Source organism: Bradyrhizobium sp. SZCCHNPS1003, from assembly GCF_032381555.1.
GTDB lineage: Bacteria > Pseudomonadota > Alphaproteobacteria > Rhizobiales > Xanthobacteraceae > Bradyrhizobium.
Genome location: NZ_JAUHIU010000018.1, coordinates 1 through 13545 on the forward strand (window position 1 = coordinate 1; position 13545 = coordinate 13545).

5 protein-coding genes and 4 pseudogenes are annotated in these 13545 nt (G+C 56.9%); 4 read left to right on the forward strand and 5 right to left on the reverse strand.

What is annotated here, in order from left to right:
- The 3 genes and pseudogenes from QX126_RS26175 to QX126_RS26185 form a co-directional block, all read left to right on the forward strand.
- A pseudogene (locus QX126_RS26175) lies at positions 1–675 on the forward strand (phosphomannomutase/phosphoglucomutase); the annotation flags it as partial.
- A 244-nt stretch (positions 676–919) separates the two neighbouring features.
- Positions 920–5941, forward strand: coding sequence for an FkbM family methyltransferase (locus QX126_RS26180; RefSeq protein WP_315784645.1), 5022 nt, complete (start codon positions 920–922; stop codon positions 5939–5941).
- A complete protein-coding gene (locus tag QX126_RS26185) occupies positions 5938–6873 on the forward strand; it encodes a glycosyltransferase family A protein (protein WP_315784648.1) in 936 nt (311 codons plus the stop codon). The genes QX126_RS26180 and QX126_RS26185 overlap by 4 nt, the downstream gene beginning before the upstream one ends.
- A gap of 345 nt (positions 6874–7218) precedes the next feature.
- Here the strand turns inward: QX126_RS26185 and QX126_RS26190 are convergent.
- Together QX126_RS26190 and QX126_RS26195 are read right to left on the reverse strand one after the other, a co-directional pair.
- A pseudogene (locus tag QX126_RS26190) lies at positions 7219–8089 on the reverse strand (tyrosine-type recombinase/integrase).
- Positions 8090–8227: 138 nt separating this feature from the next.
- Positions 8228–8470, reverse strand: a pseudogene (locus QX126_RS26195) (hypothetical protein); the annotation flags it as partial.
- A gap of 380 nt (positions 8471–8850) precedes the next feature.
- Here QX126_RS26195 and QX126_RS26200 point away from each other — a divergent pair.
- Positions 8851–9378 (forward strand): hypothetical protein, encoded by a 528-nt coding sequence (locus QX126_RS26200; RefSeq protein WP_315784652.1) that lies wholly within the window; start codon positions 8851–8853, stop codon positions 9376–9378.
- Positions 9379–9446: 68 nt separating this feature from the next.
- Here the strand turns inward: QX126_RS26200 and QX126_RS26205 are convergent, their stop codons facing one another.
- From QX126_RS26205 to QX126_RS26215, 3 genes and pseudogenes are all read right to left on the reverse strand, one after another.
- On the reverse strand, positions 9447–9806 hold the full coding sequence (locus QX126_RS26205) for a hypothetical protein (RefSeq protein WP_315784655.1): 360 nt from the start codon (positions 9804–9806) through the stop codon (positions 9447–9449).
- 1140 nt (positions 9807–10946) lie between these two features.
- Positions 10947–12076, reverse strand: a pseudogene (locus QX126_RS26210) (IS3 family transposase); the annotation flags it as partial.
- A 137-nt stretch (positions 12077–12213) separates the two neighbouring features.
- Positions 12214–13227 carry an acyltransferase gene (locus QX126_RS26215; protein ID WP_315784658.1) on the reverse strand — a complete coding sequence of 338 codons (1014 nt, stop codon included), beginning with the start codon at positions 13225–13227 and terminating at the stop codon, positions 12214–12216.
- Positions 13228–13545 lie beyond the last annotated feature (318 nt).

Here is a 13545-nt window from a genome sequence, read left to right on the forward strand (position 1 = left end):
GACAAGGTCGGCGTGATGCTGGCGCGCGACATGTCGGCGATCCACAAGAATGCGCAGTTCGTCGTCGACGTGAAATCGACCGGCCTGTTCATGACCGATCCGGTGCTGCAGGCGCAGGGCGCGAAGACCGCCTACTGGAAGACAGGCCATTCCTACATGAAGCGGCGCACCAACGAGCTCGGCGCGCTCGCCGGTTTCGAGAAATCCGGCCACTTCTTCTTCAACCGCCCGTTCGGGCGAGGCTATGACGACGGTCTGGCCTCGGCGATCGCGATCTGCGAGATGCTCGACCGGGCGTCGGGCAAGTCGATGGCGGACCTGAAGGACGCGCTGCCAAAGACCTGGTCGTCGCCGACCATGTCGCCGCATTGTGGCGACGAGGTCAAATACGGTGTCGCCGACGCGGTCGTGAAGCACTTCCAGGCGCTGCAGCAGCAGGGCGGCAAGGTGGCGGGGCAGAAGATCCGCGACCTCGTCACCGTCAACGGCGTTCGCGTCACGGTCGAGGACGGCAGCTGGGGTCTGGTGCGAGCCTCATCGAACAAGCCAGAGCTCGTGGTGGTAGTCGAAAGCCCGGTATCCGAGCGGCGCATGCACGACATGTTCAAGGCGGTCAACGAGGTGCTGCGGACGCATCCTGAGGTGGGTGCCTATAATCAGAAGAACCGAATCTAGGCTCAAGCGATCGCAGAAATCGCTGCCTTCGGTCCGGGCCATGAGTCTACTGCGGAGTGACTTCTTTACCCAGAGTGCGGACAAAGGCCAGACCCGTGGAAGCGCCTCGCTTCACTTCAACCGTTCAAATTGCGCTATTGACAAATCTGGATACATTCGGCGATGTGCCGCGTTAAACGAGCCGGCGACCTATCATAGGTTGCGTCGCGCGAGCTATCCAGCGGTGCATTGCCGAAGCAGCCAAATGACATTCATCACCTACGCCCAGAACTTCGAAGATCTTATGCTTTGGCGCGCGCTAAAGCGTGTAGAAGCCGGATTTTACATCGACATTGGCGCCTACGATCCAGTTGAGTATTCCGTCACAAAAGCGTTTTACGACATGGGCTGGCGCGGGATCAACGTCGAGCCGACCCAGGAGTGGTTTGATAAGCTGCAACAGGAGCGACCGGCAGATATCAACATCCGTGCTGTAGCTGCAGATAAGGCAGGAGAGAGGGACCTATTCCTCTTCCGGAATACTGGATTGTCAACCATTTCCAAAGCGGAAATGCGGAAAATCGTGAAGGCCGGCTTTGGCCAGCCTGAATTGACCAAGGTCCGCTCGACCACCATAGACGAGTTGTGCACTGAATATGACGTTCAGACAGTTCATTTTCTGAAAATCGATGCAGAGGGAGCCGAGGCTGACATTCTGAAGGGAGCTGCATTTACTAAGTATCGACCTTGGATACTCGTGATCGAAGCAACGGCTCCATTTTCAAACACGGATATCTCGCACGCTTGGCAGCCGTATCTTTTAGACCGAGGGTACCTCTTTGCCTACTTTGACGGTCTCAACAAGTTTTTCGTTGCCAAAGAGCACGAGGAATTGAGTTCTGCGTTCTCATTGCCACCGAACGTGATTGACGATTACGTGCCTGCTTCGAAGCTTGCCCTAGAGAAGGAAAGGCAGCAGGCTCTTCAAGAGCTCGCCATCCGCGACGAACTGGTGAAGGCGGCCGAAAAGCGCGCGGCCGACCTTGGTGTCCAGTTGGGGCAATTTTGTCAGCAAATTGGTGGCTGGGACGGCAGGCTCAAGGCGTCAGAGGCAGTTGCTGCTGTGACCGCCAGAAAGCTTGCGGAGTTTGAACGTCATTTGATTGAGTGGGACGAGCGTCTGGCGCCCTCGCAACTGGCAATCGAGCGTGAAGCGAAGCTTGAGGAGCTTGGACGTGAACTGCGCGACCGGGATGAGCGACTGAAGACAGCCGAGCGGCTAGTCATCGAGCGGGACGCACGGCTGGAGGAGTTGGAACGTCGACTAGCGGATCAGCGTGCGCAGCTGGAGTTGCTTGAAAGGGAATTGCGCGATCGTAACGCTCGCCTTGAGCAGTCTGAGCGACAATCGGCTGAATTGATCGAGCAAGCAGCGGCTCTACGGGAGCAAATTGCGCGAGAGATTCTTCAAGCGGAAGCACAGCGCGCCGACGTTCTGGAGATACAAGAGAAAGCCTCGGCTCTCGAAAACGAGCTCAAGCGCGTCTACGGATCGATTTCTTGGAGAATAACCGAGCCTCTTCGAGTTGCGAATTTAAGACGTCACGAAGCAGCTGCGAACTCGGTGCGTGCTGTCAAGGGCGCACTGAGGCGTTTGATTTTCCGTTTGCATCCACTTGTAGTGAGGAACCATACGCTCAAACGAGCGGCATCGGCCATTCTCAATTGCTTTCCAAGTCTCAGACACCGGGTACTTTCGATCCTTATCCGGCGCCAGATGGGGCTATCTCAACGCGCTTCCCATACCGATATTGTTCCCTCTCTTCTACCATCGCCGGCACCATTGCCGACTCGCGTTCTTCGTCACAACGAACGAATCGTTCTGTTCTATGTCGAGTTTACTGCGCTATTCGATAGGATTACGGGTATCCAGCGGGTATGCCACAAGCTCGCTGGAATGTTGGAAAGCCAGGGCGAGATACTCATCCTCGTTAAGCTGGATCCGAGGACTCTCAGATTCACTCCGCTGAATGCTAGCGAGCGCGCGCATTTCTCAAAGCAAGCGGGTCATGGGACCGCTCAAGATGATCGCTTCTATGATCCGGGTACGTTTGAGGCAATGCTTACGAACCTGCGCGGCCAATCGCGTCCACCATGGCTCCTCATTCCGGAAGTTACCTATCACACGCGGCATCCCAATCCGCCAACATCTAGACTGATCAAGCTTGCACGTGATTTTGGCTTACGCGTGGGCGTCATCTACTATGATGTGATACCTTTTCTCAGCAGCGATGCCTCGGAGAACGCGCGGAAGCACGCGGAGTATACATCGACCGTCGGCTTGGCAGATGTCATCTGGCCGATCTCTCGTTGGACAGCCGATCTCCTGATCGACTATTACCGTCGATACGACAGCCTGAGCGATGCCGAAATGCCTGTTATTTCGGTTGCTACGTTGGCTGAGGAAATGGATACGCCGCGACAAGTCGCTTACACCAAAACGGAAAGCCGCAGCATTGTTTGCGTTGGAACGATTGACGAACGCAAGAACCAAATTTCGTTGATCAGGGCGTTCAACAAATACTGTGCGAAACACCCCGAGATGGATCTCACACTGCACATCGTCGGGATGATCCGAGATCAATACAAAAACGTGATCGAGAAGGAAGCTTCTCAGAACCCGCGGATCGAGTTTCACTTCCATGCAACCGACGACGACATAAAGCGATTCTATCTAAACTGTGACTTTACTGTTTTCCCATCTGTCGAGGAGGGCTACGGCCTCCCGATTGTCGAAAGCCTCTGGAATCTAAAGCCTTGCATCTGCGCTAACTTCGGCTCCATGGCCGAAATCGCTGTGAGGGGTGGATGTGTTGCAGTTGATACTCATAGCGTTGATGCTCTGCTTGGCGCCATCGCAGCCCTCATAGAGGATCAGAACCTATATCAAACTAAGCTGGAAGAGATCCTCCGACGACAGGTGAAGACGTGGTTTGAGTACGCCGGTCAGATAGTTGACGATATGAATCGTCATCAATTTGGCCAACTCTACAATGGCCTAGTCTATTACTGGGTAGATGCCACTCTAGCTACCAACAACAATACTGGCATCCAGCGAGTCAACCGTCAGCTCGCGCGGCACCTCATCTTGCAGGGATGCAAACTGGTGCCGATCAAGTGGGATGAAAGCTCGGCTTCCATCGTTCTCGCAACCAGGGACGATCTTGAGCACCTTGCTCGCTGGAACGGCCCGCCTACTGATGGATGGGTCACGTCATTCGACCAGACTCGAGTTGATGCTGAGGGTATCTATCTATTGGTTGAGCTACCGCTCAACCGATCTCTCGATGTTCAAGAACGAGTCGTTACCTTCTTCAAGCAGACCGTCAGTCGTTGCGCCGCGGTGTTTTACGACGCCATTCCTTACAAGCTCGCATCGATGTACCCCCCCGATTTCACGAAAGCTCACATGGCCTACATGGAGCTTCTTGACAGAATGGACTTCATTCTTCCGATTTCGGGCACAAGCGCCAAAGACCTTGAGAGCTTCCTCAGCACAAGTGGTAGGCGAGCCCTTGCGCTTGAGAACCGCCTTAGAGCGATCGATCTTCCGGCTGAGTTTCCTGAGAGATCAACAGGAAGCGAGCCCCCTGCGACCGGAATTGGCAATGTCTGTAATGTTTTGGCGGTGGGAACCGTTGAGCCCCGCAAGAATCACGAGACGCTGATCCGCGCCTTCATCGAAGCCGAGAAGATTTCTCCACGGCCTCTGAAGCTCACGATCGTTGGGGGAGATGAATCCTTCGACAAGGATCTGCCCGGCAAGATCACGAAGCTTATTGGAGATAGCAAGAGCATAACGTGGATTAGGAAGGCTTCAGATTCCATCCTCCGAGATCAGTATGAGAAAGCGCATTTCACCGTCTTTCCATCAATCGAAGAAGGTTTCGGGATTCCGATCATGGAAAGCCTGTGGTTCGGGATTCCGTGCATATGCTCGCGAACGGGCCAGATGGCTGAGCTCGCCGCATCCGGCGGCTGCGAAACTGTCGACGTGCTAAGCATCGAAGAAGTTTGCAATGCAATAGTACGCTTGGCGAGCGACTCTGACAGAATTGGACAGCTTAAGGAGGAAATTCGTAGTCGGCACTTCAAGAGCTGGGAAGAATACGCTGCGGAAGTATCGTCCTGCATCCGCCCCGCAGGGCAGGACCGACGATCGCCCCCCCCAGCTATCGCTTCTGTCCCGCGATATGAGCTTGCCGCGCGTCCGGTGCTTTCAATTTGCATAACCACCTACAACAGAGCAGCCTGGCTGTCGATCAACCTTGAGAGTCTAATGCGGAATTCGAGGGCCACTCGAGAGCGCATCGAAATCGTTGTGTGCGATAATTGCTCGACGGATGAGACATTTGAGGTTGCCACTCGTTACATCGGAGAGGACAATTTCTTCTACTTCCGCAACACCGCCAACGTCGGTATGTTGAATAACTTGCCGGAGACAGCTGCGCGCGCTCGGGGTGAGTACGTGTGGCTGATCGGCGACGACGACATTATACACCGAGGGGCGCTCGAAAGGCTCATCGACATCATCGATACCCACGGGCCAGATCTGATCAACGTCAATTACGCTTACACCCCAACTCCAGAGCCGCCGGTGAGCGACGGCTTGGAGCACTATCTTTCGACGGCCATCAAGATTGCCGAGGGTGCTGCTTCGACTTGCGGGCTTGTTAAGGAAATCTCCTCCTTCAACGAGAATTTCTACACGGCTATATACACCTTCGTTGTCAAGAGGAAATACGCGCAGAAAATCTTCAACCAGGACACTAGCGGCGAGCCATTCTCCAGCCTGCAAACGTGCGTTCCGTCATCAAAATACATCTTGTCCCATATGATGGAACTATCTGGCTATTGGATCAACGAGCCTCTGATTACGATCAATATGAACGTGTCCTGGGGAAAGTACGCGCCTCTTTGGGTCCTAGAGCGACTTCCCGAGGTCTATGATTTTGCCGAGCTGAACGGTGTGACCCAAGAGGGGGTCGATCATTGGCGCGAGCACACGCTGCAGATGACTCTGGGCTTTTTAGAGATCCTTTTCAACTCAGAGCTCGATCCGTCCTTCAGGTCGTTCGACATCGTGCGCTTCATCCGGCGCTCACGGCACCTCAGCAAGTTTCGCGAGCTCTATCCAAAGATCGAGATGATCTACGCGCAGGCCTTGGCTAGTCAGCACCCGCTCGCAAAGATAACCAGCGAAACTTTGAAGGCTGTAATGCAGTGACGACAATCGCCGCTTCACAAGACCAAAGATTGCTATCTGTTGCGATTCCCGTTTACAACTTTGGGGCCTTTCTGCCTGAAACATTGGACAGCGTCCTAGATCAGGCGCTTACGAAGAATGTCGAAGTGCTCGTGTTTGATGGTGGCTCATCGGATAACACGTTGAGCGTTGTGCGTCAGTACCTCAAACGATATACGAACTTGCGCTATGTTCGCGCTCTGAAGAAGGGCGGCATAGACGCCGATATGGCACGGAGCGTCGAATTGGTAAGTGCGCCCTATTGCTGGCTTTTCTCTGGTGACGACGTAATGTTACCAGGGGCCATCGAGAGGGTTATGGAGTCATTAAAGCGTTGGCAGCCTGATCTGCTCTTGGGGCGGCACAATGAATGTCTCGTGGACATGTCGGTCCTCAGAGACTGGCCCGTTCTGGATTTCGCAGAGGACAAGATCCTCGATCTGTACGATCCAGACGATAGACGCGTCTATCTTGACGCTGCCCGTTCCTCAGAAGCCTTTTTCTCGTTCATGGGTACTCTGATCGTTAACCGAAGCCGCTGGTTCAAATACAAGCCCACCTCGCGATTCAACGGATCGAACTGGGCACATATTGGACGGCTGTGGTCAATGCTGAACGATCCTTTCAAGCTCGTTTATCTTCATGATGTTTTACTACACAGGCGGGGCGGCAATGATAGCTTCTCAAATGCTGGTATGCTTGCACGGCTAGACATACAGATAAACGGGCTCCTGAATGTCGTTGAGGAGATTTTCCCTCCGCCGTCACCCGAGACTTATCACCTACGTCGCGTGATTAGAAGTGAAGTCGAGCCTCATTGGGCGAACGCCGTCAGGCAGGACCTGCTGAGCAGGCATGCGCCTCAGTCGGACTTCCTTCGGTTAGACGAAATGCTTAATCGCATTAGACCGTAGATCCTGTGAGCCAATGCATTCGGCCAAGGAGCGGTAACACTGTTGGTGGGAAGTGACCTTCCACCGAAGTTCATCCATCCGCAGGTCTGGATGCTGGTGTTTACGCCGATTAGCGCAGGTGGAGCGAGCGCGGATCGACGGATTTGGTCGCGCGAGCGCGGCTGGTCTCCCCGTTGCGATGAGATGGGAGCGTGGGCCGACCGGGGTTTGACATTTCAGTGCGGAGTGTGACCGCTCGCTGCTGTAATCGCCTTGCGGCGCGTTCCATGCGTAACCCTCCGCCGGACCATGGTCGCGGAAGATATCCGCAACCTCCAGAGCCGGACGAGGCATGCGGGCCTCGCGTCAGCCGGGCGGCCGGGCCTCCTTCAGCTTGATCGTAATGTGCTCCAGCGGGCTCATGACCTCGCTGATCGTCTTGGCGGCGACCCTGGTATAGAGCACGGTCGTATCGAGCTTGGCGTGACCGAGCAGCACCTGGATCACGCGAACGTCGACGTTTTGCTCGAGCAGGTGGGTGGCGAAGCTCTGCCTGAGGGTATGCAGCGACACGCGCTTGTGGATCTCGGCCACCTGGGCAGCGGCATGACAGGCACGATTGAGCTGGCGTGTCGTCATCGGCTGCGCCGGATCACGCCCAGGGAATAGCCAACCCTGGGGACCCGCTGCCTTCCACCACGCGCGCAGCAGGTCGAGCAGGCTCGGCGACAGCATGACGTTGCGGTCCTTGCCGCCTTTGCCCCGCTCGACGCGGATGATCATGCGCTTGCTGTCGATATCGGAGATTTTGAGCGAAACGACCTCGTTGGCACGGAGGCCCGCGCCATAGGCCACGCTGAGCGCCGCCTTGTATTTGAGCCCGGGTGCCGCATCGAGCAGCCGCGCCACTTCCTCCACGCTCAGCACCACCGGCAGCTTGCGCGGCTCGTGGATGAAGTGGTATGCTCGATCTCGTGACGCCGCAGCGTGACCTTGAAGAAGAACCGCAAGGTCGAGACCGTCTGGTTGATGGTCGGTACGCCGACGCCGCACGATGCCAGATGGAGCTGATAGCAGCGCACATCCTCAAAGCCGGCCAGATCCGGCGATCGTCCGAGGAAGGCTGCGAAGTCCTTGACCCGCTGCACGTAGTCATGTTGGGTTTGTGCGCGAACTTGCGGATCGTTATGTCTTCGATCATGCGCCGCCCCAAAGGGCTCATGGCCTCGTCGGTCATGGGGATGCTCCTGTCTTGGGTGAAGGTTGCGAACCTCTCATCTCAAGACTGGACGCCTCGTTGCGCTATCCTCTCAGCCGTGCTGCCGGCTGTCGTGCTCTACCGCGCGAGCGGTTTAGTCCCATGGCCCATAACGGACTCGGCGACCAACCGATCCGGCTCGCGAGCGACCCGGGCGCCCGAAAGAGAGGTGTCGAGCACCGGCGCCAGACACTCGCGGGTGCAGTCGTTGACCACGGTCACGATGCGGAGCGCCCACCATCGGACATCTGGTCCGACACGGAGTCGAGCGACCAGCGATCATTCGGGAGCAGCGGCACCGTCATCGGTGCTCTCGTACCGAAGGCCGGATTGCCTGCGACCGCCCCTGCGGCGTACCGTCGGGCTCGCTTGCCAAGTTTAGGAGAGCGAGCTAGATGGGTTTCCGTTTGCCGATGAGGCAGATGTGCTATGGGCCGCCTCACAACAGCTTCTATCGGCGCACGTAGCATGGTCATTGCGGAACGTGCTGCGCCTCGAAACGGACGCCGCTGCAGCAAAGAGTCAGACGCGTCTGGCATCGAAGCGCTGATCGGAGGTTCTCGGCTTAGAGCGGGGCATTGGACTCAATGATTGTAATACTGGCCGGCATGCCCCGATCGGGCTCCACGTTTGCCTTTAACATCGTGCGTGAGGCCCTCCGAACGCGTGGAACGGTCTATCATGAATCCTCTAACGACCTACTCGGGGCCATTGATCGCTCAAATGGAGCGGACCACGTCTTGCTCAAAACTCATGAGCTAGATGGCCCGTCCACCGAACTAGCCAAGGCTGGCGGAGCGCGGATTATCATCACTGTTCGCCGCGTCGAGGATGCTTTGGCCTCATGGCTCACGGCGTTTGGAGAAACGGGCGAGGCCGCGGCAATCGATTTGATGCGGAATTGGTTGGGTATGTATTGCAACTTGCGTGCTCATGCGCTCATCGTGAAATACGATGAAATCGATCGCTTGCCGTGGCTCGCGGCTTGGAGGATGGCGCGAACGGCCTGCCCAGGCATTGGGCCGGTGAGCGTGCTGCGGATAGCGCGCGGCTACCGCAAATCGATCGTCAAACAACGAACGGACAGCATGACACCAGGACCCGATTTTGAGGATATCGGTTTTTCATTCTATGATAAAGAGACCTTTTTCCATCGGCGGCACGTGTCGGCTCTCAAATCGCGCTCCGCCGAGCAAGGCATATCACCTGAGCGGCTTGCCGAGTGGCGGGAGCGCCTGCGCGACAACATCGCCGCCGCCCGCTTATAACTACGTTGGGCAGAGAGCGCGACGCCGGGCTCGAGCAATAGCCGCCCGCAATTGACCTTCCGGGCCAATCAGTAAAACGTATCGGTGACACGCGACATCACAGGATCCGTGCGGTTCTTCACCTTGATCCAGTCTTTCGACTCGGGCGGGGCAGTAGGTCGATCGCTTCGTTTCGAGACCGTGTCGCCGCGTCCGATGTTCCAAGCGGCCCGGAACAGGTCCGGCCCGATCTCGCCTGTCTCAAACGGCGCGACGAAGATGCCGTCGGGCCGGCGCGCGAGATTGGTCTTGCCGATTGGGCGCGGCAGGTCGCGCAGGTCATCGTCATCGAGCGCCAGGATGTCGAAAGCGTAAAGCTGGACCTTATGATTGTGCTTGCGGGACCGTAGAGCATTGAAGTCCGCGTTGCCATCGACGCCGAGCGCCACGGCCTCGCCGTCTATGACGAATCGATGGTGCTCGTTTTTGAGGGCGGCCTCGGCGATCTAGGGGGGGCGGCTAGTCCAATCGCAGCCATTCTTGGAGAACAGGCGCACGCTCTTGCCCTCGCGCTGAACGATCAGGCGATAACCCTCACATTTGACTTTGCCCCGCGGGGAGGCTCGGTGCCGCGCGGCACGTCACTGAGGTTGTCTTTCCAAGGACAGGCGAGTTTCCTGAACTCTTCGCGCCCAATGTGCCCCACTGGAACGGATGTTCAGTTCAATGCGGGCGACGTGGCAACATTCAGGTCGCGGGGTAATGGCATCTGGCGGCTGGTATCACACTTTACCAGGATTGGATCGATGCGCGCGATTTCGACGTGGCCGATGATACGTCGGCGCATCGACAGATGGATCGCTTATCTTGCCGCCAATGCGAAGATCGGACGCCTTCGGCCTGACGACTTCTCCATCAATTCGTCGTCAGTTTGTGTCGCTGGAGATCATTGTGGCTTCCGCCGCGCCGGCGGATAGCGCAGACATCATCACCATAGATGACGGCGTTACAGTCTGTAACCGTATCAGTATCGGCGGCTTTAGATAAAGTCCTTCACCCACATGACCGGTGACTGCGATTGATTAAGCAGGCGCATCTTCGGCTACAGGGTTGGCTTTCAGGTCGATACCAGCCTCAATGCTGCAGACACAAACCAGATCTTTCGCAACAGCTCACCATGATCGAGACTTGCGTCGACGCCGACATCAATCTCGATGACATTGCTGAGGCAACAAGACTTTTTTTTCCAGGGGTAGAGCGTATCCCAGACCAACTCTAGCGGGAACGGCTTCAAGGTAAACAATTAGAAGAACGGCGCGCTCAATCTGAGCGGTGCGCAACTGATCTTCGATGCCGGCAACGGCATCAATGCCATCGACATACGACGAAAGCCTTTTTCGACTCTACGACCAATATCTCTGCCGACGGAGGGTATTGGCACTCAGGCGGCTCTGGTACGATCACGATCGCCAGCGGGACGTTGCACTACTACGCCAGGGACAAGCTGACGCGTCTTCGTGGCGACAGAGGTGGTCCCGGTTGTCTGAACAGCAATTCCGCGTCGATAACTGGAGCCTCTGCCAAGGTTCGGCTGCCAAGCGGAGTGGCAGCGGGTTGAAGCAGGCTTGATCCGGCGTGTTGCCGTCAAGGCTCGAATGCGGGCGCCGACCGTTAAAGAAGTCGAGGTATCTGCCGATCGACGAGAGGGCCTCGCTGACGGTATCGTAGGCCCGTAGATAGACCTTCTCGTATTTGACGCTGCGCCATAGCCGCTCGACGAACACATTGTCCCGCCAGGCTCCCTTGCCGTCCATGCTGATCGCAATGCCGTTGTCGGCGAGCACGCCGGTAAAGGCCTGCCCGGTGAACTGCGAGCCCTGATCCGTGTTGAAGACGTCCGGCCTGCCGTGACGAGACAGAACATCTTCGAGCGTCTCGACACAGAACGCCGCCTCCATAGTGATCGATACGCGCCACGACAGCACGCGGCGGCTGAACCAACCGAGCACGACCGCCAGATAGACGAAGCCGCGCGCCATCGGGATGTAGGCGATGTCCATCGCTCACACCTGGTTCAGCCGCGTGATCTCCATTCCGCGCAGCAGGTACGGGTAGATCTTGTGGCCCTGCTCGGGCTTTGTCGTGCGCGGCCGGCGATAGAGCGCTTCTATCCCCATCCGCCGCATCAGCGTCTCGACATGCCGGCGGCCGATCTTGCACCCCTCGGCAGCTAGCAGGCCTCGCAACATTCTCGAGCCCGCGAATGGGAACTCCAGATGCAACCGGTCGAGACGCCGCATGATCGCGAGGCGGCGGCCGGCACCGGTCGCGGCAGGTAGTACACGCTGCCGCGACGAATGTTCAAAGCCTCCGCCCGCCGGGTGATCGGCAGCTCGTGCTCACGGTCGATCATCGCTTTGCGCTCAGCAATCCGCCTTGATGAACGCTCCTTCCAAAAATCGTTCTCCAGCGTCAGTTCGCCAATCTTGACGTGCAGCGACTTCACGTCGACCGCCGACGGCTCCACTCCGGGCCCACCGCCGGCGCCGAACGCGTCGGCCGCCTTGCTCTCCAGCTGAGCTTTCCACGTTGTGATCTGATTGGAGTGGACGTCAAACTGCTCGGCAAGCTGAGCCAGCGTTCGTTCGCCCTTCACGGCGGCGAGTGCCACCTTCGCCTTGAAGGCCAGTGTGTGGTTCCGGCGCGTTCTTCTGCTCATCGTCGCTCCTGATTCGCAGGCACAGCGTGCCGGCTGTCAGGCAGAAACTCCACTTATCGCCCTGTGCAGAATTCCGGGACCGGCTCTGACATCACAGTTAGCCAACAACGGCTGTCAAGTGTGCCCCTGCTGATGAATTACCCCGTGGTATCCGGCCAGATCATCACCTTTTCGGGGACGTTTGAGTTGCCACAACCTCGGTCAATCCTGCTTTCTCGGGAGCTCCTTCTCAAATTTCTGCGAAGCTGCAGCGCGGGCCGCTCAATCAGCGCATAGCTGATCCATGCGAGGCCCAGCGATAGAAGCGGAACGAGCATGCGGCTGCCGTCGAAGTGATTTATGACCCGTAACAGCAGAAAATGGTTGAGGAAAACGCCGTAACTCAGATTGCCCATTAGTTCGTCGAAGCTTGAGAATGGAATCCTGCCCAGCAAGTAGACGGCAGGGATACCAACGATGATCCCGGCAACTACTTCTTTATTGTAGAGTTTGGTATACAGGTTCGGCAAGAACAGGAGAAGCAACATGGCCCCGCATGCAAAGGAGAGGGTAAGTGCCGGCGGCCACTTGCGCTGAGCGAGGGCGCTCCCGGTTGCGAAGATAAAGAATAAGCCCGGCAACAACCGGTAGCCGAACCAGTCCGTATCGATGAACCCTGCGAACGCTGCACAGAAAACAACAACTGACGCGGCTATCGCCATCACCTTCGCGCCCCTTTTCAGGCCAAGGAAAAAAGGAAACACGATATAGAACGTAACTTCCAACCCTAGTGACCACGCAGGTGGAATGATTAATGCGTGCTCCAGGCCGAACATATAAAAGCCGAGCGGCAGCATCAGCGCATTGAGCGCGATCTGAATGGGACCGACATCCCGCAAGAAGACGTCCGTGAATCCAACTAGCTTCATTGCCAACAAGGTCAGCGCGAGATACGCCAAGAATTGCGGGAACAATCGCGCAGATCGATCGGCATAGAAGCGCAGGAGATCGTTGCGGTCCGGGTAGTGCCGCACGATCAGGAGCGACATGACATAGCCGCTGATGATAAAGAATGAAATCACGGCGACAACGCCGATGTTCCATCCGGCGATCTGACCAAAGACATGAGAGTAAAGCACGCAGAGTGCTAGCAATAATCGATACGTCCCCACGTTTCCCTGTCCGTTCGCGTCTTCAGACTTCCACGACTAGATGACGGCAAATGCCGTACGCAAGCGGCAGTCGATTTGAACCGGCCGCCACATCTCTTTGAATTTGAGCAGATCATGACAGGTGCCCCGCCCGCGCTCGACCTGTCCCGATTTTTCTGAGGCGGGTGATGACAATCTGGCCGTGGGGCGATAGGCACATTGATTTACATCGCGCCGCGATGACCGAGAAGATGCCACGTGGCCACTCAGTGGGGCTTCGACACCACCGACGTTGCCGCCATCTTCATGGGGCCGATGCCAATTTGGCTGGCGATTGAC

Excerpts from the sequence above, each read along its gene's own strand:
- QX126_RS26180 (WP_315784645.1), top strand. The coding sequence starts at position 920 with ATGACATTCATCACCTACGCCCAGAACTTCGAAGATCTTATGCTTTGG.